At 62.6% G+C, this 23516-nt stretch carries 20 protein-coding genes; 6 read left to right on the top strand and 14 right to left on the bottom strand.

The features are described 5' to 3' along the window. Together kynU and kynB are read left to right on the top strand one after the other, a co-directional pair. Entirely contained in the window at positions 1–1236 is a 1236-nt protein-coding gene (gene kynU / locus ACO06F_RS07310) for a kynureninase (protein WP_421696030.1), read from the top strand. Further along, the gene (kynB, locus tag ACO06F_RS07305) at positions 1233–1850 is read left to right on the top strand and encodes an arylformamidase (RefSeq protein WP_421696029.1); all 618 of its coding nucleotides are present in this window, start codon (positions 1233–1235) and stop codon (positions 1848–1850) included. The genes kynU and kynB overlap by 4 nt, the downstream gene beginning before the upstream one ends. A gap of 21 nt (positions 1851–1871) precedes the next feature. Here the strand turns inward: kynB and ACO06F_RS07300 are convergent, their stop codons facing one another. Next, a complete protein-coding gene (locus ACO06F_RS07300; protein ID WP_421696028.1) occupies positions 1872–3542 on the bottom strand; it encodes a hydantoinase B/oxoprolinase family protein in 1671 nt (556 codons plus the stop codon). Continuing rightward, positions 3539–5617, bottom strand: coding sequence for a hydantoinase/oxoprolinase family protein (locus ACO06F_RS07295; RefSeq protein WP_421696027.1), 2079 nt, complete (start codon positions 5615–5617; stop codon positions 3539–3541). The genes ACO06F_RS07300 and ACO06F_RS07295 overlap by 4 nt, the downstream gene beginning before the upstream one ends. A 103-nt stretch (positions 5618–5720) precedes the next feature. On the opposite strand from ACO06F_RS07295, the gene ACO06F_RS07290 reads away from it, so the two are divergent. Continuing rightward, positions 5721–6746 (top strand): LacI family DNA-binding transcriptional regulator, encoded by a 1026-nt coding sequence (locus tag ACO06F_RS07290; protein WP_421696026.1) that lies wholly within the window; start codon positions 5721–5723, stop codon positions 6744–6746. 117 nt (positions 6747–6863) lie between these two features. Here ACO06F_RS07290 and ACO06F_RS07285 read toward each other — a convergent pair whose 3' ends face one another. Together ACO06F_RS07285 and ACO06F_RS07280 are read right to left on the bottom strand one after the other, a co-directional pair. Continuing rightward, positions 6864–7865, bottom strand: coding sequence for a Gfo/Idh/MocA family oxidoreductase (locus tag ACO06F_RS07285; RefSeq protein WP_421696025.1), 1002 nt, complete (start codon positions 7863–7865; stop codon positions 6864–6866). A 106-nt stretch (positions 7866–7971) separates the two neighbouring features. Next, entirely contained in the window at positions 7972–9468 is a 1497-nt protein-coding gene (locus ACO06F_RS07280; protein ID WP_421696024.1) for a CoA-acylating methylmalonate-semialdehyde dehydrogenase, read from the bottom strand. 100 nt (positions 9469–9568) lie between these two features. Here ACO06F_RS07280 and ACO06F_RS07275 point away from each other — a divergent pair, with 100 nt between their 5' ends. Next, positions 9569–10456 (top strand): LysR family transcriptional regulator, encoded by an 888-nt coding sequence (locus ACO06F_RS07275; RefSeq protein ID WP_421696023.1) that lies wholly within the window; start codon positions 9569–9571, stop codon positions 10454–10456. A 5-nt stretch (positions 10457–10461) separates the two neighbouring features. Here ACO06F_RS07275 and ACO06F_RS07270 read toward each other — a convergent pair whose 3' ends face one another. From ACO06F_RS07270 to ACO06F_RS07225, 10 genes are all read right to left on the bottom strand, one after another. Continuing rightward, the gene (locus tag ACO06F_RS07270) at positions 10462–11559 is read right to left on the bottom strand and encodes an alanine racemase (RefSeq protein WP_421696022.1); all 1098 of its coding nucleotides are present in this window, start codon (positions 11557–11559) and stop codon (positions 10462–10464) included. 76 nt (positions 11560–11635) lie between these two features. After that, positions 11636–12274, bottom strand: coding sequence for a 3-oxo-tetronate 4-phosphate decarboxylase (gene otnC / locus ACO06F_RS07265; RefSeq protein ID WP_421696021.1), 639 nt, complete (start codon positions 12272–12274; stop codon positions 11636–11638). Beyond that, entirely contained in the window at positions 12271–13530 is a 1260-nt protein-coding gene (otnK, locus tag ACO06F_RS07260; RefSeq protein WP_421696020.1) for a 3-oxo-tetronate kinase, read from the bottom strand. The genes otnC and otnK overlap by 4 nt, the downstream gene beginning before the upstream one ends. A gap of 3 nt (positions 13531–13533) precedes the next feature. After that, a complete protein-coding gene (locus tag ACO06F_RS07255) occupies positions 13534–15501 on the bottom strand; it encodes a hypothetical protein (RefSeq protein WP_421696019.1) in 1968 nt (655 codons plus the stop codon). Positions 15502–15520: 19 nt separating this feature from the next. Then, positions 15521–16594, bottom strand: a complete 1074-nt coding sequence (locus ACO06F_RS07250; protein ID WP_421696018.1) for an ABC transporter ATP-binding protein — start codon at positions 16592–16594, stop codon at positions 15521–15523. Positions 16595–16596: 2 nt separating this feature from the next. Beyond that, positions 16597–17436: a carbohydrate ABC transporter permease gene (locus ACO06F_RS07245; protein WP_421696017.1), complete on the bottom strand. Its 840-nt coding sequence runs from the start codon at positions 17434–17436 to the stop codon at positions 16597–16599. After that, positions 17433–18317: a carbohydrate ABC transporter permease gene (locus tag ACO06F_RS07240; protein ID WP_421696016.1), complete on the bottom strand. Its 885-nt coding sequence runs from the start codon at positions 18315–18317 to the stop codon at positions 17433–17435. Before ACO06F_RS07240 ends, ACO06F_RS07245 begins: the two co-directional genes overlap by 4 nt. A gap of 178 nt (positions 18318–18495) precedes the next feature. Continuing rightward, entirely contained in the window at positions 18496–19953 is a 1458-nt protein-coding gene (locus ACO06F_RS07235) for an ABC transporter substrate-binding protein (RefSeq protein ID WP_421696015.1), read from the bottom strand. Between the two features lie 76 nt (positions 19954–20029). Then, positions 20030–21073 (bottom strand): NAD(P)-dependent oxidoreductase, encoded by a 1044-nt coding sequence (locus ACO06F_RS07230; protein ID WP_421696014.1) that lies wholly within the window; start codon positions 21071–21073, stop codon positions 20030–20032. Further along, positions 21070–21840, bottom strand: a complete 771-nt coding sequence (locus ACO06F_RS07225; protein ID WP_421696013.1) for an HpcH/HpaI aldolase family protein — start codon at positions 21838–21840, stop codon at positions 21070–21072. Before ACO06F_RS07225 ends, ACO06F_RS07230 begins: the two co-directional genes overlap by 4 nt. 103 nt (positions 21841–21943) lie before the next feature. On the opposite strand from ACO06F_RS07225, the gene ACO06F_RS07220 reads away from it, so the two are divergent. Together ACO06F_RS07220 and ACO06F_RS07215 are read left to right on the top strand one after the other, a co-directional pair. Next, complete coding sequence (locus ACO06F_RS07220) at positions 21944–22771, top strand: phosphogluconate dehydrogenase C-terminal domain-containing protein (protein WP_421696012.1); 828 nt, start codon at positions 21944–21946, stop codon at positions 22769–22771. Positions 22772–22852: 81 nt separating this feature from the next. After that, entirely contained in the window at positions 22853–23512 is a 660-nt protein-coding gene (locus tag ACO06F_RS07215; RefSeq protein WP_421696011.1) for a TerC family protein, read from the top strand. Positions 23513–23516: the final 4 nt, after the last annotated feature.

The raw sequence follows: 23516 nt of genomic DNA, 5'->3' as shown, positions 1-23516 counted from the left end.
ATGATGAAGCGATCTGACTGCGAGGCCCTCGACGCGAGAGACCCGCTTGCTGGCAAGCGCGCCGCCTTCCTCATTCCGGAAGGGCTCATCTACCTCGATGGCAATTCGCTGGGCGTTTTGCCGAAAGCCGTGCCCGCGCGGGTGATGGAGGTGACGGAGCAGCAATGGGGCACAACCCTCATCAAATCCTGGAATGAGCATGGCTGGTTCGACCTGACGCGCAAGGTGGGAGACAGGATCGCGCGGCTTGTGGGCGCCCCTCCAGCAAGCGTGATTGCGGGGGACACGATCTCCGTCAATCTGTTCAAGCTTTTGGGAGCTGCGGCGAAGCTCAACCCGTCACGCCGGGTGATCCTCTCTGACAGTGGCAATTTCCCATCGGACCTCTATGTGGCGCAGGGCTTTCGCGATCTGATGGACGATGGCTATGAGCTGAAGGTGGTGGCGCCAGACGAGGTGATGGATGCGATCAACGGTAAAGTGGCTTTCACCATGATCACCGAGGTGGATTACCGCACGGCGCGCCTCCATGACATGAAGGCGGTGACGGCCAAGGCCCATGCCCATGGCGCGCTGACCATCTGGGATCTCGCGCATTCGGCCGGAGCGACACCGGTGGACCTGACGGGCAGCGGTGCCGATTTCGCTCTCGGCTGCACATATAAATATCTGAATGGGGGACCGGGTGCGCCTGCCTTCCTCTATGTCCGGCCCGATCTCCAGGACAAGGTTCAGCCGCCGCTCTCCGGCTGGTGGGGCCATGCCGCGCCCTTCGCCTTTGACCTCGACTACCGGCCGGCCCCCGGCATCATCCGCAACCAGTGCGGCACGCAACCGATCCTCTCGCTTGCCGCCCTCGATGCAGCCCTCGATGTGTGGGACGATGTGGAGATGAGCGCCATTCGCGCCAAGTCCCTGGCGCTGTGCAAGACCTTCATCGATCTGGTGGAACAGCGCTGTGCGGCGCATGGGGTGAAGGTGGCGGGCCCCCGCAGCATGGAGCTGCGCGGGTCGCATGTTTCCATCCACCATGGCCAGGGCTATGCGGTGATGCAGGCGCTGATTGCCGCCAATGTGGTAGGCGATTTCCGCAGCCCGGACATGATGCGCTTCGGCTTCACGCCGCTTTACACGAGCTTCGCGGATGTGTGGGACGCAGTTGATATCCTTGCGCGCATTCTAGACGGGCGCGAATGGGACCATCCGCAGTTTCTGGCGAAGAAGGCCGTGACGTGATCATCGACATCTCGCAGACGCTGTCGCCCGGCATTGCGGGCTTTCCCGGCGATGCGGCCTATGCGGAGGGCTGGACCTTCCGCATGGGGCCCGGCTGCCCGGTGAATGTGTCCCGCGTCGGGTTCTCCACCCATTGCGGCACCCATGCCGATGCACCGCTCCACTATGATGCGGGCGGGGCAGCCGTGGCAGCACTTGCCCTGGAGCCCTATCTCGGCCCCTGCCGAGTGATCGATGCGCGGGGGCCGGACCCGCTTTGCCGGGCAGTGGAGATCGCAGACGCATTGGAGAGTGCGCCACCGCGCATTCTGCTGCGGCTGATGGAGGCACTTGACCCCCATCTGTGGCCCACGGGGTTCCGGGCGCTTTCGCCAGAGGTGGTGCAATTGCTGGCCTCGAAGGGTGTGGTGCTGGTGGGGATCGACACGCCGTCGGTTGACCCGGAAACCTCAAAGTCGCTCGACGCCCATCAGGCCTGCAGGGCTGCCGATATGCGGATATTGGAGAATCTCGTTCTCGCCCATGTGGAGCCGGGAGACTATGAGCTGATCGCGATGCCGCTGAAATTCGCCAATCTGGATGCGAGCCCTGTGAGGGCGGTGCTGAGACGGTGACGTGGTGAGGCTATAGAACCCTCACCCCTCCCATCCATAATCCTTCCGTGCCGCGTCGGCCGTAACAAGACCAGCCGCAATATCAGCCTCCACCGCAGCACGATCGCGCTTGTCGGGCCTGCCAAAGCCGCCGCCGCCGGGGAGTTCGACGACCAGGCTGTCACCCGTTTCGATGATATGGATGCCCTTGTCCGGCAGAATGGGGCCGGAGCCCTTGCGGGCCGCACCCTTGCAGCCAGCACCGCCGCCTTCACGGCCAAGGGCAGGGTGCTTGATGCGGTCGAAGGTGGCGGCGGAAATGGCGAAGGGTGCTTCTTCCCGGTTGGCGATCTCAATGATTTGAGATGCGCCGCCGCGCCATTGGCCAGCACCGCCCGAATCGCTGAGGTAATGCTTGCGCTTGAAATAGAGCGGGCACTGCGTTTCAGTGACCTCAACGGGGATGGTGCCCACGCCGGAGGGAAAGGCGGTGGTGGCGAGACCGTCCTTGCCGGGCCTGCCGCCGATGCCGCCCAGCCCCATGTTGATGACGGCGAAGCGCTTGGCCTTTGCCGTCTGCTCTGGTGCCACCCGTCCGTGTGCGGAGTAAAGCGAGAGGATCCAGATGGGCCCCGCACTTTCCGCCTGCACCGTGCCGGGGAGCGCCTGCGCGAGGCAACCGAAGACGCTGTCCGCCAGCATCTGGCCGATCACATGGCGCGCGGTGACCGGTGAGGGCCTGATCGGGTCCACGATGGTGCCGGGCTCGGTCACAAGATCGAAGCAGGAGAGCGAGCCGATGTTGTTGGGCACATGGGGTGCGATCACCGCCTTGAGGCCGAAGACGGCATAGGCATGGGAATAGGTGCGGGGAGAGTTGATGCCGAACAGCGAGGCAGGAGAAGAGCCGGAGAAATCAACCGTGATCTTGCCGTTCCTGATGATGAGCTTCGACTTGAGGGTCAGCTCGCGCTCATAGCCATCGAGCGGCATTTCATAGGACCATTCGCCTTCGGGCAGCGCCTTGATCGCCTCACGCGCACCCTTTTCCGATTGCTTGAGGATGTGCTTCGCAAGTGCATCGAGCGACGCGAGCTTGAACTCCTTCATCATGTCAATGAGGCGGCGCGCGCCTGTGTCATTGGCGCTGATCAGCGAGAGGATGTCGCCGCGCACTTCCACGGGCGAGCGCGAATTGGCGAGGATGATCGACAAGAGCTCTTCATTGAGCTTGCCTTCTTTCCGGATCTTGAGATGCGGAATCAGGGTTCCTTCCTCGAAGGAGGAATTGGCCTTGGCGGACATGCCAACGCCACCCACGTCAATCACGTGGCAGGTGGAGGCGAAAAAGGCGACGAGCTTTTTGCCCAGGAACACTGGCGTCATCATCACGTAATCAAACAGATGCCCGGTGCCGAGCCACGGGTCATTGGTGATGAAGACGTCACCCGGCTTCATGGTCGATTGGGGATAGAGCTTGAAGAAATGCGCAACCGCCGTGGCCATGGTGTTGACGTGGCCGGGCGTGCCGGTCATCGCCTGGGCGATCATGTTTCCGTCCGTGTCATAGACACCGGCGGAGAGATCGCCCGCCTCGCGGGTGATGGTGCCGAAGGCGGTGCGCAAGAGCGACTGCGCCTGTTCCTCGACGACGGCAATCAGCCGGTTCCACATGACCTGCGTGCGGATGGCGGCCAGGGCATCCTTGCTCATCGCGTGCGCTCCAGAACGATGTAACCCAATGAGTTGATGGTGGCGTTGAAGTTTGCGCCGACGATGGTGGAGGTCTCATCCTCCGCGATGATGGCGGGGCCCTTGATCTGCGCGCCCGGCTTCATGTCAAAGCGCCAGTAGACGGGGGCATCGACCTGCTTCGCCAAGGCGGGATCATAGATGCGCCGTTTCGATCGGGGCTTCGGCGCTGCCTTTCGCGGGGCCTTGGCGGCGCGCTTGGGCTTTACAGCTTGGGATGAGACGGTGACGGACCAGGTGATCGCCTCCGCTTCCTGGTTCGGAATGCGAAGCCCATAAACCTGCTCATAAAGCCGCTCGAATTCCGCTTTGAGCTTCGCGCCATCGGCCTTGGTCAGCGTCTTCACGGGCACGCTCACGCGGATCTCGTGACCCTGGCCGATATAGCGGCAGTCGGCGATGATCTGGACGGTGGGCTTCGTCCTGCCGAGCGCCGGTGCCACGACGGCACGCGCATCGGCCGTCATGGTGGAGAGGAGGGCATTGACGCGCGCTGCGTTAAAGTCCTCAAGCGAGACGACCGCGCTGCGGGTGATTTCATAAGCAACGGGCGCGCGCAGGAAGCCGATTGCCGAGCCCACGCCTGCGCCCTTCGGCACGATGATGGTGGAGACGCCAACCTTCTCCGCCAGGCGGCAGGCATGGAGCGGGGCGCCGCCGCCAAAGGCGATCATGGTGCAGGCGGCAATGTCATGCCCGCGCTCAATTGCGTGCACGCGCGCCGCGTTGGCCATGTTCTCTTCCACGATTTCGGTGACGCCGGCCGCCGGCCAGTACTCCTTGAGGCCGAGCTTCTGGCCGATGTGCTTCTGCAAGGCGGCCTTCGCTGCGGCCTCATCAAGCTGGATCTTGCCGCCTGCAAAGTAGGCAGGATCGATCTTGCCCAGCGCCAGATTGGCATCCGTCACGGCGGGTTCAACACCGCCTCTGCCGTAGCACACGGGGCCCGGGGTGGAGCCTGCACTGTCTGGCCCCACGGTGATGCGCGAGAGCTTGTCAACGCGCGCGATGGAACCGCCGCCGGCGCCAATCTCCACCATCTCGATCACAGGAATGCGGACGGGGATTCCGGAGCCCCGCATGTCACGATAGGCGCGCGCGATTTCGAATTTGCGGGCGCGTTCGGGCTCTCCATGTTCGAGCAGGCAGATCTTCGCGGTGGTGCCGCCCATGTCGAAGGAGACGACATGCGGCAGGTTACACTCCGCCGCGATCTGGCTGGCGAGAATGGCGCCGCCCGCGGGGCCCGATTCCACCAAGCGAATGGGAAAGCGCGCTGCGGTTTCGAGTGTCGTCAACCCGCCGCCGGACATCATCAGGAAGAGGGGGGCTGTGAGCTTCATCTCCTTCAGCTGGTCACGCAGGCGGTAGAGATAACTCGCCATCAGCGGCCGGACATAGGCATTGGCCACCGTCGTCGAGAAACGCTCATATTCGCGGATCTCGGGCGCAACTTCGCTTGAGATGCAGATGGTGACCGTGTCCGGCAAGTGCTTTGCGAGAAGCGCCCGGACACGGGTTTCATGGTGGTCATGCGCATAGGCGTGCAGGAAGCCGATGGCGACGGAGGTGACATCCTCTGCAATGATGGTTCTGGCGAGGGACTTGATGGCGCTTTCGTCCAGGGGCACCAGCACCTCGCCTTCAGCCGACAGGCGCTCCTTCACTTCCAAGCGCAGGGTGCGCGGCACCAGCGGCACCGGCCGGTCGATCATCAGATCATAGTGGTCGAAACGCTTCTCATAGCCCTGCTCGATAATGTCCCGGAAGCCTTGGGTGGTGATGAAAGCGGTCTTCGCACCCTTGCGCTCAATCAGCGCATTGGTGGCAAGCGTGGTGCCGTGGATGAAAACGGCGATATCCTCAGGTTTGAGACCCGAAGCCTCCAGCACCACATGAATGCCCTCGATCACGCCTAGCTCGGGCGCATGGGTGGTGGTGAGAACCTTGCCACTCCAGCGTTTGGAGCCATTTTCGAGCACAATGTCGGTGAAGGTGCCGCCAATATCCGCGGCGAGTTTTGCTTGGCGTGTCATGGCGTTTGGTTAAGCCGGGCCTTGATACCTTTCAAGAGGCATTCGCATCTGCCGCGTGAGGGGCGTGTTGCAGAAATGGCGGCTTGCCCCTATCAATCCCCTCATGGCGAAAGTGACAATCCAGGATGTGGCCCGCGTGGCCGGTGTGAGCGTGGCGACTGTGGACCGGGTGCTGAACCGCAGGCCCGGCGTGCGCACGGTGACGGTCAGCAAGGTTGAAACCGCCATCAGGGACTTGAATTACCAGCCGGACCGCATTGCCGCCCGCCTCGCCCGCTCGCGCGAATACCGCTTCTGCTTCGTGCTGCCGGACCGTGCGGGCGAATTCTGGGAGCGCATCAATGAAGAGGTGCGCACCATGGCCGACCGGATGCAGGGCGAGCGTGTGGCGATCACCGTGAAGCGCGTTGACGTGTTTGATGGCGAATTGCTCGCCGCAACGCTCGATTCGATCGGTGACGTGCATGATGGGGTGGCGGTCGTGGCGCTCGACCACCCGGCGGTGCGCGAGGCGATCAATGCGCTCGCTGCGCGGGGCGTGACGGTGGTGACGCTGGTTTCTGACGTTCCGGGCTCGAAGCGTGTGCATTATGCCGGAATCGACAATTCCTCTGCGGGCAGGACCGCCGCCAGCCTGATGGGGCGCTTCCTGCGCGGGCTTTCCGGCAAGGTGGGGCTGATCGCGGGTTCGCTGGCGCTGCGCGACCACATCGAGCGGCAATTCGGCTTCGAGCAGGTGCTGGCCCATGAATATCCGAACCTGCATGTGCTGCCGGTGCGCGAATCGCGCGACGACTGGCGCAAGCTGGAGGAGATGACGGCGCAGCTTCTGTCAGAGCAGCCCGATCTTCTGGGCATCTACAATGTGGGCGGCGGCACGCGCGGCATCGTCTCCGCACTGGAAGCCTCTGGCCGCGCCAAGGAAGTGGTGCTGCTGGCGCATGATCTGAGCGATACCAACCGCAAGGCGCTGATCCGCGGCACGCTCGATGCGGTGATCAACCAGGACCCCGGCCATGAAGTCCGCAGCGCCATCCGCGTGCTGATCGCCAAGGCGGATAATGTGCCGCTGATCGAAGCGCAGGAGCGGATCAGGATCGATATTTTCCTGCGGGATAATCTGCCGTGAGGGGCATAACATGATCCGTCACCCCAGCGAAGGCTGGGGTCCCGCTTCCGCCTCCGCAGGAGGCATAAAGAAAGCGGGATTCCGGCCTTCGCCGGAAAGACGGCGCTATAAGTATCTCTAGCTGTAAAGCCCCGGCCGCTTTTCATAGGCGATCGCGACCGTCTCGCCGGTGTGCAGCGCTTTGACGCCCGCATCGGTTACTGTCGTTGCCACATAACCGTCCCACACGCTGGAACCGGCTGGCTGGCCCGTCACGATTGATCTGATCCAGGCCTGGTTCTGGATGCGGTAGGCGGCGGCGAAGCGGGGACGCCAGTCCGGGGCGAGGCTGGTGGCGGTGACGCCGGCGCTGCGGATTTCCGTGTTGCTGGTGGGGCCAAACGAGATGGTGCCCGTTTCGCAGATGAGCTCACCCTTCACGTCATAGCCATATTGCGCGTTGAGGAAGAGTTCCACATCGACGAGCTGGCCCTTGTCCGTCTCGAACACAACGAGCATCGGATCGTCGAAATGCGCGAGCTTGGAGCGCTTGGCCTTGATCACGCGCACCGCGGAGAGCTCCGCCGAGAGCACGAAGCGTGAGATATCCACTTCATGAACGCAGGAATTCACGATGGCCGCAGCTGAATCGAAGTGTGCAGGGGCCGTGGCGTTGCGGTGAATGCAGTGGAAGGCCAACGCCTCTCCATAGGCGCCGGAATTGAGGAGGCTTTTCATTTCCGTGTAGCCGGGGTCGAAGCGGCGCATGAAGCCCAGCTGCACGAAGCGGCGGCCCGCGGAGAGTTCCGCCTCCACAACGCGCAGGCCTTCAGCGGCCGTCGGTGCGAGCGGCTTCTCGCACAGCACGGGCTTTCCGGCCTTGATGCAGGCGATGGCGAAATCGGCATGGGTCGAATCGGGGGACGCAATGAGCACGGCGCCGACGGCGGGATCATGGATGACGCCCAGTGGATCGTTTACGCCCCGCTTTGCGCCGGTTTCCTGGGCAACGGCCTTGGCGCGGGCTTCATCGGCATCGGAAATCGCCACCAGATGCGCACCAGCGACTTGGCCCGCAATGATCCGCGCATGGTCTGCCCCCATGACGCCTGCCCCGATGATGCCGACCCCGATGCTCATGTGCCCTCCCGGTGAATGTGTTGTTGAAACTAGCCCAGCCTGCGCGCCACGTACAATTGGAAACGGCCGCGCACCGGCGGCCGTTTCTTCATTATCGTGGCAGAGATCACTTCATCGTCGGCATCACGAAATCCGCTCCAGCACGGATGCCGGTGGGCCAGCGTGAGGTGATGGTCTTGAGGCGCGTGTAGAAGCGGATGCCCTCGGGCCCATGCATGTGGTGATCGCCGAAGAGCGACGACTTCCAGCCGCCGAAGGAATGAAAGGCCATCGGCACTGGGATCGGCACATTGATGCCGACCATGCCCACCTGTATCTGATGCGCGAATTCGCGCGCGGCATCGCCGTCCCGCGTGAAGATGGCGGTGCCATTGCCGAACTCATGCGCGTTGATCATCTCGGCTGCCTCCGAATAGTCATTGGCGCGGACGACGGAGAGCACGGGGCCGAAGATCTCTTCCTTGTAGATCTTCATGTCCGGCGTCACATTGTCAAACAGCGTGCCGCCGACGAAATAGCCGTTCTCATAGCCCTGGAGCTTGAGGCCGCGGCCATCGACCACGAGCGAGGCTCCCTCCGCCACGCCGGCATCGATATAGCCCTTGACCTTGTCCTGGTGCTGCTTGGTGACGAGGGGCCCCATTTCGGCCTCGGGATCCTTGCCGGGGCCCACCTTCAAGGCGCGCACCTTGGGCTCGAGCTTGGCCATCAGCGCATCCGCTGTCTTCTTGCCCACGGGCACGGCAACGGAGATCGCCATGCAGCGTTCACCGGCAGAGCCATAGGCCGCACCCATCAGTGCATCGACTGCCTGGTCCATGTCCGCGTCCGGCATGATGATCATGTGGTTCTTGGCACCACCCAGCGCCTGGCAGCGCTTGCCGGTGCGGGCCGCCGTTTCATAGATGTAGCGCGCGATGGGAGTGGAGCCCACGAAGCTGATAGCCTGAATGTCCGGCGAATGGAGAAGGGCGTCGACGGCTTCCTTGTCACCCTGGACGACGTTGAACACGCCGGGCGGCAGCCCCGCCTCTTCGAGCCATGCGGCAAGGAGCAGCGCGGCCGAAGGGTCACGCTCGGACGGCTTCAGAATGAAGCAATTGCCGGCGGCAAGTGCGACGGGGAACATCCACATCGGCACCATGGCCGGGAAGTTGAACGGCGTGATGCCGGCGACGACACCCAGCGGCTGGCGCAGCGAATGGCTGTCAACCCGGGTTCCGACATTCTCGGTCACCTCGCCTTTGAGGAGCTGCGGCGCGGCGGTGGCGAATTCGACGACCTCCATGCCGCGCTGGATCTCGCCCTTGGCGTCCGACAGGACCTTGCCATGCTCGGCGGTGATGACGGCGGCAAGCTCATCCGTGCGCTCTTCCAGAATGCGCAGGAATTTGTTGAGGATGCGCGCCCGGCGAAGCGGCGGCGTTGCGGCCCAGCCAGGGAAGGCCTTGCGGGCAATGGCGGTGGCAGCGTTCACCTCCGCCGTGGAGGCCAGCGAGACGGAACCCGTCTGCTCGCCCGTGGCCGGGTTGAACACGGCTGCGGTGCGGCCCTGGCCCGCAAGCTGCTGGCCGCCGATGTGGTGGGGAATGGTCTTCGCCATGGGAAATCCTCCTGGAATGCTGGCCACCCTATGCGCGCTTCAATTTTGCACAGCAACGATCAGTATTGCGCTCTGAATGTGCAGAAATTAAAGTAAGCGCATGGATTGGGACCGCATCCGCATTTTCCTCGCCGTCGCCCGTTCGGGCCAGATCCTTGGTGCTGCCCGGAACCTGGGGCTGAACCATGCCACGGTGGGCCGCCAGCTGAGCGCACTCGAGGAGGAGATCGGCACGCCCCTGGTGGAGCGGCAGACCAGCGGCTGCGTGCTGACGCAGGCCGGCGAAGTTCTGATGCACAGTGCCGAGAAGGTCGAATCCGAGCTTCTTCAGGCGGGCACGCGCATTTCGGGCGTGACGGAGGCGCTGACGGGCACAGTGCGGGTCGGCGCACCCGATGGCCTGGGCAATTACTTTCTCTCCCGCACGCTGGGTGCCTTGGCGGAGCGGCACCCGGAGCTGACGATTCAGCTGGTGCCGCTGCCGCGCACCTTCTCACTCTCCCGGCGTGAGGCCGACATTGTGGTGACGTTGGACCGCCCGAAGCAGGGCCGCCTCATAATACGCAAGCTCACCGATTATTCGCTGAGCGTCTATTCCGCCCGGTCCTATCTTGACCGGCACGGGCCGATTGCGGCGGTGGAAGACTTAGACGGCCATCTCTTCGTCACCCATGTCGAGGATTTCGTCTATTCGCGCGCCCTCGACTATGCGGTTGAGCTTGGGCGCCGGATGAAGCGGCACTATGAGTGCGGCAGCGTGGTGGCGCAGATGGAAGCCGTTCGCGCCGGGCACGGCATCGGCATCCTCCATGATTATGCAGCACTGCAGTTTCCCGAACTGCGGCGGCTGCTGCCGGAGTTGCGCTTCACCCGCACCTACTGGCTGATGTCCCACCCCGACACGCATGACACCCGCCGGGTGGCGGAGGTTTATGCCGCGATCACGGGAGCGGTGGGGGAGGCGAAGGGCAGTTTCGTGCTGGGATGATGGCCCTATTGCACCGTGCCCCGCGCATCGACCTTCACCGCGCCCAGGACCTCGCTGCCGCGCACGAAAACGACCTTGTCGAACAGGTTCGTCACCGGGCACACATGATTGGGCGTGATGCGGAGGAGGGCGCCCACCCTCGGCTTGTCGTTCACCCGCGAGATATCGAGAAAGCCGTGCTCCTCCGACATGTTGTAGACGCGGGCGCCGGAGAGGGCGCGCACCTCGCCATAGCCTTCGAGGCCCACGAGATCGCTGGTCAGGGATTTGGAACCGGCATCGATCATCGCGCGGTCACCCGTGGGCACGCTCACCACCGTGGACAGCACCGTCAATGCGCAATCATCGGGCGTGGCGGAACCGGCGGCGATTTGCATGCGGTCGTTATAGATATAGGTGCCCGCGCGGTATTCGCTCGCATGGGAGAGGCCATCGTCTTTCCACATGTCGGGCGTGCCACCGACTGACACAGCAGGCACGCCGATCCCTGACTGCTGCAGGCCATCGCGCGCCGCGTCGAGGAAGCTTGCCATCTGGTCCCGCGCGCCATTTTTCGGCAGCGTCATCAACCCGCCGAAGATGAGGCCCGGTGTGCGGTCGATGGCCTGCGCCAGGGCAATGGCGGCCTGGGGAGTCTGGACGCCATTGCGGGCCGCACCCGTGTCGCATTCGACCAGAACTTCGATCTCACGCCCAGCGAGGCTTGACGCATGCGACAGGCCTTCGAGCACCGCCTCATTGTCCGCCACCACCTTGATGGCGGTGCGCCGGGCGAGCGCGGCGAGACGTTCCAGCTTGTGCTGGCCCACGACATTGAAGGTGAGCAGCATGTCGGTGATGCCGGCATCCGCCATCACCTCCGCTTCGCCCAGCTTCTGCACCGTGATGCCGTGAGCGCCCAGATCAAGCTGCGCCTTGGCAAGCGCTATCAGCTTGTGCGTTTTGATGTGGGGGCGGTTGGAGAGCCCCAGCGCATCGCAGCGCGCTTGCCAGCGGCGGAGATTGCGTTCGACACTGTCAATGTCGATCACGGGCACTGGAGTTTCGAGATCTTCGAGGCGTGAGCCCACGTCCTCGAAGTCAAAATAAGTGAGAATATCCATGGGAGCCAGTCTAGAGCCGCGAGGGGCGAGATGGAATCATTTTGTATTCGCCGGAATGACGGAAGAAAGGGTGTGATCAGCCCTCGGGAGGAAAGCGGCGCTTCAAATCTTCGATGTGTTCGCGGTTGAGGTAACGGGTCGGGCGGCCATGCAGCAGGAGGTAGAGGCGAGCCGTTTCCTCCAATTCCTCAATGGCATCGACGGCGGCGGAGAGGCTGGTGCCCGCGACCACCGGGCCGTGATTGGCCAGCAGCACGGCGTTATGTTTGGCGGCCGCACGTCCCACGGCTTCGCCCAAAGTCTTGTCCCCCGGTGCATAATAGGGAATGAGCGGCAGCTTGCCGACGCGCATGACGTAATAAGCGGTGATCGGTGGCAGCACGTCTTCATGATCGATGCCATCGAGGCAGGAGACGGCGACGGAATGGGTGGCGTGGAGATGGACGACAGCACCTGCCTTGGCGCGCTCACGATACATGGCGAGGTGCAGGAAGCTTTCCTTGGTGGGGGCGTCACCTGCAATCAACTGGCCCTGGGGATCCAGCTTCGAGAGCCTGGCGGGATCGAGCCGGCCGAGCGATGAGCCAGTTGGCGTCATCAGCCAGCCATCGGCGATCTTGATTGAGATATTGCCGGACGAGCCGAAGGTGAGGCGGCGCTCGAACATTGAGCGGCCCATCTCGCAGATGAAGTCGCGGGCTTCGGCTTCCGTCATGCCAGCGCCTTCAGGGCTTCCGTGAAGAATTGAGGCCCGCCGAAATTGCCGGACTTCAGCGCCAGCGCATAGCGGGGGCTGCCATAGGAGAGGCAGGCCGGAACGCCTGGTGCGATCTGCGGGCCGATTTCGAGCGCCTCAACTTTCAGGGCGGAGACGACCGCTCCGGAGGTTTCGCCACCAGCGACCACGAAGCGGCGCACGCCCTGGTCCGCAAGGCCGCTTGCGATGGCGCCAAGGGCGTGTTCAATCATCGTGCCTGCTTGCTCTCGTCCTAACTGCGCCTGAATGGCGGCGACTCTTTCAGGCGGGGCTGATGCATAGATGAGGGCCGGGCCTTTCTTCAGCTTCTCCCGCGCCCAGCCGAGAAGCTCGGCCACGGCTTTTTCAGGCGCAGCAGCGAGTGCCACGGGATCGATGGCGTGGGCCGGATGCTTGGCCGCGAATGCCGCAACCTGGCCCAGCGTTGCGGCGGAGCAGGAGCCCGAAAGAACAATGCCGGGTCCGCCAATTTTTGGCACGGCTGAAGCACCCTCCCGCTTGGGAATGAGCCGCGCCACGCGAAAATTGGCGGGAAGGCCGATGGCCATGCCGGAGCCGCCGGTGATGAGGGCAAGGGCGGACGAGGCTGCACCGATATTCTCGAGATCCTTGTCTTCCACCGCATCGACGATGGCGTGGCGGATTCCCTCAGCTTCCAGTGCGGCAAAGGCCTCGGCAATTGCAGGCGCGCCCTGCTTCACGATCTTCCACGGCACCAGCCCGACCTTGTGCGGCGTCTGCTTCCCAAGCACGCGGACGAGATTGGAGTCTTTCATCGGCGTCAGCGGATGGTTGCGCATGGAAGAATCGGACAGGAGCTCATTCCCGACGAAGAGATGGCCCAGATAGATGGTGCGGCCATTCTCAGGGAAGGCGGGGCAGGCGATGGTGAATGGCGATTGAAGCTCGTCAAGCAGCGCATCGGCCACTGGGCCGATATTGCCTTGATCGGTTGAATCGAAGGTCGAGCAGTATTTGAAGAAGATCTGCTTTGCACCATTGGCTTTAAGCCAGCGGCACGCATCGAGCGACTGCTGGACCGCTTCGGCCGCCGGGATGGTGCGTGATTTCAATGCCACCACGATGGCGTCCGCCTCGGGTGCGGCTGCCTTCGGAATGCCGATGGTTTGCACCGTGTGCATGCCGCGGCGGGTGAGCGTGTTGGCAAGGTCCGTCGCACCCGTGAAATCATCGGCAATGCAGCCCAGGATCATTCTCTACTCCGCCTTGATACGAATGAGAGCATAGGGGCCAAGCTCCACTGAGGAAGGTTTCCTGACGCGCTCGCCATCCCGCCGCAGGATATCAGGATCGGTGGCGAGGGTCTTGAATGTCGCCTCGGACAGGTGATGCACTTCGGCCGGGCCTTTGAGGCCTGATATCTTTACTGTTTGTGCCTCAGGCGAGAGATTGGCGAGCCACAACTCCGTGCCGCCTTCCGCCCGGTAGGCCAGCGCGGCAATGGTGGATGGGGCCGAGGACACAGCGTCGCGCCGCTTGTTGCCGCTTGCCGCCGCAAGCCCCGCCAGAACGTGGTAAGCTGGATAGACCTCTGCTTTCGCGTCATCATCGAACCAGGGCTGCGCATAATCCGCCTTGCGGTAGATGACACCTTGCGGCCCTGTGACAGCACCCAGCGACACCGCATCGAGCCCGCCCTTGGCGAAGGCCGAGACCAGTCCCAGGTTCCACGCTGCTGCGAAAAGCCCGCGCTGCCGCGGGTCCATGTCCGAGAGGCAGACCCGGCCATTGCCGGGGTTGGGGGAGACGACCGCGCCGTAAGGATTGTCACGGCAGGCAATGGAAGAGGGGCCCAACAGATAAGGCGCCTTGCCGATCATATGGCGGGTGGAGGCGATGATGGAGGGCAAGGACTCCAGCGTCTCCATCACCGAAATATCATCCGCTGCGTGGACGATGGGGCAGACGGTGTGGGTGATGAAGTCGAACACGCCCTGCGGCACCGGCTTTCGGTTCAGCTCCGTGAAGAAGGACAGCATGCCGCCGCCCAGTGTGACATCGGGAAACTCCTTGCGCGCTGCTGCCGCCATCTCTTCGTAGCTGGGGCCCCAGGGCCTGGGCGTGTTGGGCTGGAAAGATTTAAGATCATGCATCTGGGTGATGACGATGGCGTCTGGCTTGTAATTCGCCGCGCGGATCTCGCGGGCGATGGCCGCCACTTCATCGGCGGCGGGCTTTTTTGCCGGCAGCACGATTTCGAGAAAGGAAAGTGCGCCCGTCCGCTCGCGAAGTTCGCGGAAGGCGGCGGCGGCTTCGCGCTGGCCTTTCTGCCGCCCGTCGATCTGGCAGACGAGGTGATTTGCATCCATCCCGGCGATGAGCTCTGCCTTATCCAGTGCATGCGCCGCTTCCGCCATGGGCACGCTGACGCCGATGGCCGGGATCATGCCCTTGACGCCGCCTACGTCAACGCTGATGCCGGAGCCCTTGCGCGCGCTCTTCTTCGCCGTGGGCTTCCCCTCAATGGTGACGCTGATCGACTGGGTGAAGGGCTCTCCCTTCTTCAGCGTATAGGGCCAGGGGTCCAGCAGGGAGCAGACATAGGTTTTGTAGGACGCATCCATCCAGTTGCGGTGGTCCTCCATCTCGAATTTGTTGCCCTCCATCAGCACCGTGGCGGTGACGCCGGGCGTCACCTCATGCTTCATGGAGCGGATCTCGAAAAAAGGTTGACCGGGGCTGATGAATTTGGGGAAGCGGCCCTTCTTCTTCTTGCCATCGGTATGGATGATCTCGAGCGGCTCCCCCACCACGCCATTGAGCGGGTGGAGCACCACGAAGCCTGTCCGGTTGGTGATGAAATCCGTGAGCGGCGTTCCGGTGGCGGAGAAGACCAGCGTGCCATTGGACTTCGCCTCGATTTTCGCGGCATACCGCAGGCCTTGCGTCTTGTCCCTGGTGGTGGCGGTGTAACTGATGGTGAAGCTGTCCTTGCCCTGGCGGAGTTTCAGATTCTCGATCGCCGGGGTGTAAGTTCCCCACTCCTTGTCCCGCACCAGAAAGGCGATGCCGCGCAGCACTTCCGCGCCCTTGAAGCGGATGTAGCGGATGGCACCGTTGTCGAACATGGCGGTGAGGGGGCCTGCCTCGAGAATGCGGCGCTTTCCCTCCGGCACATCGGTTCCGGTGAGCTTTACGGCGCGGGTGAGGGCGCTCTTTGCCATGGTCTGCCTCCCAGTGACGTCAGATGACTTGTTCGGTGGTGGGATCGATAATGACGGCACGCGTCATATCAATGTCAATCTCTGTCCGCTCGCCGGGGCGTGACACGTCATGCGCGGCCAGTTCCGCGATGATGGAGCTGCCGCCCAGCGGCATGGTGGCTTGCACGCGGGAGCCCGTGGGCTGCACGAGTTCGATGGTGACGGGCACGCGGGCATGGCCGGGGCTTAACGCCGCGCCGGCCATGGAGATGTATTGCGGGCGCAGGCCGAGGATCACGGCTGTGCCGGCCTTGAGCCCGCTGCGGCCCGGAAGCGCGAGGGCCGTTCCATCCTGCAGCACAAGGCCATTCTCGCCGAGCGTGGCCGGAATGAAGTTCATCTTGGGGCTGCCGAGAAAGCCCGCGACGAAGCGCGAATTGGGCCGCTCGAACAGGTCCAACGGCGAGCCCAGCTGCTCGATCACCCCGTCGCGCAGCAGCACGATGCGGTCCGCCAATGTCATCGCCTCGATCTGGTCATGCGTCACATAGATCATGGTCCGGCCCAGCTCCTGGTGGAGCCGCTTGATCTCGACCCGCATGTCATCGCGGAGCTGCGCATCGAGGTTCGAGAGCGGCTCATCAAAGAGATAGAGGATTGCATCGCGCACGATGGCCCGGCCAATGGCCACGCGCTGGCGCTGGCCGCCCGAAAGCTCACGCGGGAAGCGCTTCAAAAGGTGGCCGATGCCCAGCATCTCAGCGGCCCGGGCCACCCGTTTCTCGACCTCGGCTTCGGGCGATTTCCGTGCGCGGAGACCGAAGGCAATATTGTCCTTCACATTGAGATAGGGGTAGAGCGCGTAATTCTGGAACACCATGGCGATGTTGCGGTCTCGGGGTCTTGCCCAGGTCACGTCTTCGCCGCCGATCTCGACCTTGCCGGAGCTTGCTTCTTCAAGCCCCGCGATGGTGCGGAGAAGTGTGGACTTGCCGCAGCCCGAGGGACCCACGAGCACGGTGAACTCGCCCGAGGGCACTTCGAGGCTAACGCCCTTCACCGCATGGAAGGCGCCATAATGCTTGTGGAGATTGGTGATCTTGAGGTCCGACATAACTAGCCTTTGACTGCGCCCATGGAAATGCCGCGCACCAGATAGCGCTGCATCACCGCGACGGTGAAGAAGACAGGGATGGTGCCCAGCACCGACATGGCGGCGATCTTGGCCCAGAAATTGGACTGTCCGCCGAAATAATGGGTGACCTGGACTGTGTAGGTGGTGACCTCCGTGCGTGTCAGCACCAGGGCGAAGAGGAAATCATTCCAGGCGAAGACGAAGGTGAAGACGGCGGTGGCGAAGAGGCCGGAGCGCGCCATGGGGAAGACGACCTTCCACAGCACCTCCCAGCGCGAACAGCCATCGACCAGCGCTGACTCTTCAAGTTCCAGCGGAATATCCTCGATATAGCCGCGCATCATCCAGATGACATAAGGAAGGGAGAAGGCTGTGTAGAGGATGATCAGGCCCGTATAGGTATCAACCCAGCCCAGCCATACATAGACGAGGAACAGCGGGAAAACGATCGCTACTGGCGGCATCATGCGCTGCGAGATGATCCAGATCGCCAAATTCTCGCCCCCCGTCTTGAAGCGCACCAGGCTGTATGCGGCAATGGTGCCCAGGATCATCGCGAAGACGGTGGAGACGGAGGCGAGGATCAGGCTGTTCCCCACTGTTGCCGCGTCTCCATCCTTGAACAATACCTTGTAATTGGCGAGTTGCAGGGATTTGGGATACCACACGGGCGGGAAGGCGAAGATCTCATCTGGCGTCTTGAAGGAAATGATGAACAGCCAATAGACGGGGAAAACGAAGATGACGGTCAGGACCAGCGCCAGAAGATAGCGGAAGGCGAGCTTGCTGCCGGGGCGGCGGTGAAAGGGAAGGGCGCTCATTTCGCAAGTCCCATGCGGCGGATGGCCCAGGTGACGATGATGGTGAGGATGACGATGACGAGGAACGCAATCGCTGCGGTATAGCTCGTCTCGAACTGCTTGAAGCCTTCCGTGTAAGTGTAGATCGAGATCGTCTCCGTCATTGTGCCAGGACCACCCATGGTGAGCGCCCAGATGATATCGAAGATGCGGAACAGATCGAGACCGCGGATGAGGATGGCGACCGCCATGACGGGCCAGATCGCTGGCAGCACGATGTAGCGGAAGGTGCGCAGGAAAGATGCGCCATCGATCTCCGCCGCATCGGTGAGCGACTTGTCCACATTGGAGAGGGCTGCCAGCAGCACCAGGAACATGAAGGGCGTCCACTGCCAGATTTCGCAGAAGATGATGGCGGGGTAGACGAGCAGCGGGTTGATAGTCCACAGCAGGTTGACCCGGTGGCCCGCAAACCAACCCAGGATCTGATTGATGGGCCCATATTGATTGTCCAGCAGCAGCCGCCATGTGGCGCCCGCCACGATGGGCGAGATGATGGTGGGCAGCACGAGGAGCGAAATGAAGATCTGCCGCCCCGGCATTTTCTCCAGGAAGAGATATGCCATGGCGAGGCCGAAGATCAGCTCCAGCGGCAGGGCGATCGCCGTGATCAGCAGCGTGTGGCCGAGCGATTGCCACAGGCGCAGATCCTTGAACAGCTGCTTGTAATTATAGAGGCCGGCGAATGAGGTATCCGTATCCATCATGTCGATCCGCATGAAGGAGACGACGAGCGAATAGATCAGCGGAAAGAGGCCAACCGCCAGCAGCAGGAACACCGCGGGCGCGATGATCCAGTATTTGAAGTTCCGGTCAGGGTTGCGGAGGGCGATGGCGGGCATGGGGTCCAATATGGGAGAGCATTTCCCTTCGCCCGTTGCAGAGCAATGGGAGAAGGTGGCGCAAAGCGAAGGATGAGGGCCTCTTTCGGCACTGGGACTCGGCGGAGAGAGGCCCTCATCCCCCCTTCGGGGACCTTCTCCCATCGGCTCCGCCGACGGGAGAAGGGGATTGCCGTACTTACATCTTCGGGTAGGCGCCCGACTTCGAGGCCCAGCTGGCGTAGACCGCCTTCTGCTTATCCACCCCGATCTTGTCGGTGATTGCATCCCACTCCGCCGCCGCGGCGTCGGCAATCGCCTTGGGGTCATCTCCGGCCCAGAGCTTGGAGATCATCTGGCGGAGCACCTCTTCATACTTGTCGGTCTGGAGAAGTGACAGGTCGAGGAGGCCGTTGTTGGCGCCCGCTTGCAGGGCGGCGAGATAGTCCTTCGCATCCGGCCAGCGCGAGAGATATTCCGCACTGGTGAAATGCGAATCGCGGAACGGATCACGCAGCGCATAGGGAAGCTGTACGCGCTGGAGCGAGATCGACTCGCTGTTCAGCCACTGGATGAACAGATAGGCCGCGTCCTTGTTCTTCGAGGTGGATGACACGGCAAGGCAGAAGCCCGCCGCTAGTTCCGGGTGCCCGCCCGGCGGCATGGCATAGCCCACCTTGCCGGCGATTGTGGATTTCGGCACCCAGCTCAGCACCTCCTGGTCCGTGCCATAGCCTGCGGCCCAGCGGCCATAGGGCGGCCATGAGATGGTCATCGCCGTCTGGCCCTGCAGGAAGGCGGCGAGGTTCTCAACGAAGCCCCACTGTTCCACGCCCGGCGGCATCCATGCGTTCTCGGCGCGCATGTCGGTCAACACCTTCACGCCCACATCCGAGTTGATGGTGGCCTTCATTGTATCCGCGTCGAAGAACTTGCCGCCCTCGTTGCGGAAGCGCTCCTGGAACATGAACATGGTGTAGGGCGGCTGGCGGAAGAAGCCGGCGCCATAGATGTTCTTGTCTTTCAGGATTTCCGTCAGGGCCGCACCCGTCTCGTCGAACTGGGCCCAGGTGGTGGGCACCACGAGATCCTTGCCGGTCTTGGCCTTGAAGGCTGCCTGCACCGCCGGATCGGCGAAGAGATCCTTGCGGTAATACATGACGAAGATGTCGCCATCATCCGGGAAGGCATAGATCTTGCCGTTCACCATCATTTGATTGTCGCGGTAGGTGGCGGCGATCTTCTGCAATTCGTCGCGGTAACCGTATTTGTCGACATAAGGATCGAGGTCTTCCAGGGCGCCGGCATTGACAAGATCCGGCATCCAGGACGGGATGACGTTCAGCGCGTCATAGGCGGCAGCACCCGACTTGTAGTCCTGCATGATCTTGGTGAACATCTCGGCGGTCGAAACCTCGACGACTTTCACGTCGATGCCGGTCAGTTCCTTCCACTTGGGGCCTGAAAAATTCAGGGGATCGAGCGCCTGAAGGCCTGCTTCCCACACGATGGAAATGGTTTGGCCGCTATATTGCTTTGCGGCGTCGACCGCCGTCTGGGCTGCATCTGCTGCTGCGGCCTGGCGGGCCGCGAAGCTGGTCGTTCCGGCAAGCCCGGCCGCAAGGCCGATCTTGCCCATGTCACGTCTTGTAACCATGTCTTCCTCCCATTGTTGAACGGCGGCATGAGGCTGCCATTCCTAATCCCCGTTGTCCGGGGAATTTCTTGTCTCTTTAGCCGAAGCGCGTGCCGAAGCCCGCGAGCTTGGCCTTGAAGCCTGGCCTGTCCAGTACGTCACGGTTGACGACGCCGCGCGGTGCAATGCCCTTCATCACATCGAGCACGGCCTTGATGTCTGCTGCACCATTGCCGGCAAAACACTGGTCCGTCCAGCATAGGGCGTGAGGGGCGGCGATGATGTTGTCAAGCGCGAGCAGGGGGTCATTCGGATCCGTTGGCTCCTGCTCGAATACGTCAAGACCCGCGCCAGCGATCTTCTGTTCCTGCAATACCTTGGTCAGCGCCTTCTGGTCCACGATGGGGCCGCGCGCGGTGTTGATGAGATAGGCGGTGGGCTTCATCAGCGCCAGCCGCTCCGCATTGACGATGTGGTGGGTGTCAGACGTGAGCGGGCAATTGACGGTCAGCACATCGGCCCTGGCGAAAAGATCCTCGAGCGATACGAGCTCGATGCCGAGTTCGGCCGCGGTTTTGGGATCCGCAAACGGGTCATGTGCGATGAAGCGCATGTCGAAGGGTTGGGCGAGCCGGAACATTTCCGCCCCGATGTTTCCAACGCCCAGTGAGCCCAATGTCTTGCCCACGAGGCCAACACCCATGTGCTCGCCCCGCGCGGCGAAGCCGGGGCCGCCCATGCGGGCGAGTCTGTCCTTCACCATTAGCTTGCCCGTGAGTGCCAGCATGAAGGTGATGATGGAGACCGCGACCGGCCGCCTGACACCATCGGGGGTGATGGCGAGTGCAATGTCATTGGCGGTGCAGGCGGCAACGTCGACCGTGTCATAACCCACGCCGAAGCGCGCGACGACGGCGAACCGTCCATTCTTCGGCACACTCGTTGCGTCAAAGCGATGTGCGAGCAGGATCAGCGCATCGAAATCCTCAAGCTGCTCCGCCTTCAGTGGCGAGGCATTTTCGAGGAACGCCATCTCGACGTGTTTCGCTTCACGCAGCGGGGTGAGATCGAAGTCTGGGAAGGTGGGCGTACCATCGGCTTTGCGGAAGTCGCCCGACAGGGCCACGCGGAAGACGCTCATGAGCGCACCCCCTCGCGGATTGCCTTGGAGGCCGCAGCGAGACCATCGCGCAGCACCCAGATGTCGCCTGAATAGCAGATGAAGTCGAAGCCCTGCTTGTAGAAGGCGATGCCCGCCTCCGTGCTGGGCACCAGGCGGCCGAGGAATTTGCCGTGCTTCTGCGCTGCCGCAATGGTGCGGTCGATGGCGGCGGTGAATTTCGGATGATGGAACTCGCCGGGAATGCCGAGAGAGACGGAAAGATCGAAATGCCCGACCCACAGACCATCCACGCCTTTGACGGCGGCAATGGCATCGACATTCTCAGCCCCTTCCGCCGTTTCGATCAGGCAGATCACCGAGGTGCGGTCATTGGCGGCGGAGAGTGCGTCTGCCACGGGGGCTGCGCGGTAATTGTCATGCGCCATCTGCAGGCCCACGCCGCGTTTTCCGGCGGGGAAATATTTGACCGAGTCGACCATGGCCTGGGCCTGGGCGGCGCTTGAGATCATCGGCGCGATCAGCCCTTCTGCGCCCATGTCACAGGCGCGCGCCAGCATGTCATTCTCCTGGGCCGGCACGCGCACGATGAGCGGCAGGCCTGCCGCCTCGAAATAGCGCACGGCACTTTTCAGCGTTTCGAAGGAGAATCCCGAGTGCTCCATGTCGAAGAAGGCAAAGTCCAGTCCCGCCGCCTTGAGGATGTGGCCGATCCCCGGCGTTGCGAATTCGACGACAAAATTACCGATTTTCGGCTCTTTCGAGCGCGCAAGTTCCTTCAGCCCCATCGGGGCACCTCCCATGAAAGGTCCGGTTGGCTCCGGCCCACACTGATTGACTTATCATACCAGTAGCATGTAAGCAGAGTTGAACGCTATCCGAGGTTTCTAGATGACGTCAATCGCTCTCTTTGGTGCTGGCGGCAAAATGGGCCACCGCCTCTCGCGCAACTTGAAAGACTCCGCGTTTACGGTGCGCCATGTGGAGGTGAGCGACGCTGGCCGCGCCCGCCTTGCCCAGGATTTCGGCATTCAATGCGTCTCTGCCGAACAGGCCTTGAGCGATGCACAGGTCGCCGTCCTCGCCGTGCCGGACACCCACATTGGCAAGGTGGCGCAGTCCATCAATCATCTGCTGAAGCCTGGAACGATGGTCGTGGTGCTCGATGCGGCCGCACCCTTCGCGGGCCATCTGCCGGAGCGGCCGGACCTCACCTATTTCGTGACCCACCCCTGCCACCCGCCGATCTTCAACGACGAGACGGACCCTGACGCGAAGCTGGACCGTTTCGGCGGCATCGCGGCAAAGCAGCACATCGTTTCCGCCCTCATGCAGGGGCCGGAAGAGCATTATGCACTGGGTGAAGAGGTGGCCCGCACCATCTGGGCTCCGGTCATGCGTTCGCACCGGGTGACGGTGGAGCAAATGGCACTGCTGGAGCCTGGCCTCTCGGAAACCGTGGTCGCCTCGCTGCTGGACGTGATGCGCGAAGCGATGGACGAGGTGGTGGCCCGCGGCGTTCCCGCGGAAGCGGCGCGGGACTTCCTGCTGGGGCATATGAATATCCTTGGGGCCGTGATCTTCAAGGAGCAGCCGGGCGTGTTTTCCGATGCCTGCAACAAGGCGATTCAGTTCGGCAAACCGATGCTGATGCGCGATGACTGGAAGCGGGTGTTCGAGCCTGAGGAAATTGCCGCGTCGATTCAGCGAATTACCTGACGGAACATCCGACGGATCCCCCTCACAGGAAACTCTTGCGCTTGCCGCCCTGTTGGTGCTGAAAGCCGCGAGGAGTTTTTCATGCCGGAATTCGTGCAGTCATTGCTGACGGGTGATGCCCTGTGGGCGCTGGGCCAGGTCATCATGATCGACCTGGTGCTGGCTGGCGACAATGCCGTGGTCATCGGCCTTGCCGCAGCGGGACTTCCAAAGGATCAGCGCAACAAGGCGATCCTCGTCGGCATTCTGGCAGCCACCGTGCTGCGCATCGGTTTCGCGGCGATTGCCACCCAGCTCATGCAGGTGCTGGGCCTCATCCTCATCGGCGGCATTCTGCTGCTCTGGGTGTGCTGGAAGATGTGGCGCGAGCTGCGCGATGGCCATGGCGAGGAAGATGCCGTCGAGACCATCACCGGCGAGGATATCAATGCCGACAACGTCATCGGCGCCGCGCCCGGCCGCAAGAGCTTTGCGCAGGCCGCCTGGCAGATCATCGTGGCGGATGTCTCAATGTCACTCGACAATGTGCTGGCGGTTGCTGGTGCGGCACGCGAGCATCCGGGCGTGCTGATCATCGGCCTGGCGCTATCGGTGGCGCTGATGGGACTGGCGGCGTCCTTCATCGCAAAGCTGCTCAGCAAACACCGCTGGATTGCCTATGTGGGCCTGATCATCATCCTCTATGTCGCCCTCGACATGATCTGGCGTGGCATTATTGAAGTCTATCCGGTGGTGACCTGACGAA

The sequence above is a fragment of the Aestuariivirga sp. genome (assembly GCF_965227715.1).
In the GTDB taxonomy this organism is placed as follows: Bacteria; Pseudomonadota; Alphaproteobacteria; order Rhizobiales; family Aestuariivirgaceae; genus Aestuariivirga.
The sequence above is the reverse complement of the archived record's forward strand: the minus strand, read 5'-3'. Positions and strand labels throughout refer to the sequence as shown.

Bases quoted from the DNA above. Each gene is read 5' to 3' on its own strand.
- ACO06F_RS07255 (WP_421696019.1), bottom strand. From the start codon at position 15,501: ATGGCAAAGAGCGCCCTCACCCGCGCCGTAAAGCTCACCGGAACCGAT.
- ACO06F_RS07290 (WP_421696026.1), top strand. From the start codon at position 5,721: ATGGCGAAAGTGACAATCCAGGATGTGGCCCGCGTGGCCGGTGTGAGC.
- ACO06F_RS07285 (WP_421696025.1), bottom strand. From the start codon at position 7,865: ATGAGCATCGGGGTCGGCATCATCGGGGCAGGCGTCATGGGGGCAGAC.
- ACO06F_RS07300 (WP_421696028.1), bottom strand. From the start codon at position 3,542: ATGAGCAAGGATGCCCTGGCCGCCATCCGCACGCAGGTCATGTGGAAC.
- ACO06F_RS07295 (WP_421696027.1), bottom strand. From the start codon at position 5,617: ATGACACGCCAAGCAAAACTCGCCGCGGATATTGGCGGCACCTTCACC.
- ACO06F_RS07245 (WP_421696017.1), bottom strand. From the start codon at position 17,436: ATGAGCGCCCTTCCCTTTCACCGCCGCCCCGGCAGCAAGCTCGCCTTC.
- otnC (WP_421696021.1), bottom strand. From the start codon at position 12,274: ATGACGGAAGCCGAAGCCCGCGACTTCATCTGCGAGATGGGCCGCTCA.
- ACO06F_RS07275 (WP_421696023.1), top strand. From the start codon at position 9,569: ATGGATTGGGACCGCATCCGCATTTTCCTCGCCGTCGCCCGTTCGGGC.
- ACO06F_RS07235 (WP_421696015.1), bottom strand. From the start codon at position 19,953: ATGGTTACAAGACGTGACATGGGCAAGATCGGCCTTGCGGCCGGGCTT.
- ACO06F_RS07230 (WP_421696014.1), bottom strand. From the start codon at position 21,073: ATGAGCGTCTTCCGCGTGGCCCTGTCGGGCGACTTCCGCAAAGCCGAT.
- kynU (WP_421696030.1), top strand. From the start codon at position 1: ATGATGAAGCGATCTGACTGCGAGGCCCTCGACGCGAGAGACCCGCTT.
- otnK (WP_421696020.1), bottom strand. From the start codon at position 13,530: ATGATCCTGGGCTGCATTGCCGATGATTTCACGGGTGCGACGGACCTT.
- ACO06F_RS07215 (WP_421696011.1), top strand. From the start codon at position 22,853: ATGCCGGAATTCGTGCAGTCATTGCTGACGGGTGATGCCCTGTGGGCG.
- ACO06F_RS07250 (WP_421696018.1), bottom strand. From the start codon at position 16,594: ATGTCGGACCTCAAGATCACCAATCTCCACAAGCATTATGGCGCCTTC.
- ACO06F_RS07270 (WP_421696022.1), bottom strand. From the start codon at position 11,559: ATGGATATTCTCACTTATTTTGACTTCGAGGACGTGGGCTCACGCCTC.
- ACO06F_RS07220 (WP_421696012.1), top strand. From the start codon at position 21,944: ATGACGTCAATCGCTCTCTTTGGTGCTGGCGGCAAAATGGGCCACCGC.
- ACO06F_RS07240 (WP_421696016.1), bottom strand. From the start codon at position 18,317: ATGCCCGCCATCGCCCTCCGCAACCCTGACCGGAACTTCAAATACTGG.
- ACO06F_RS07225 (WP_421696013.1), bottom strand. From the start codon at position 21,840: ATGGGGCTGAAGGAACTTGCGCGCTCGAAAGAGCCGAAAATCGGTAAT.
- ACO06F_RS07280 (WP_421696024.1), bottom strand. From the start codon at position 9,468: ATGGCGAAGACCATTCCCCACCACATCGGCGGCCAGCAGCTTGCGGGC.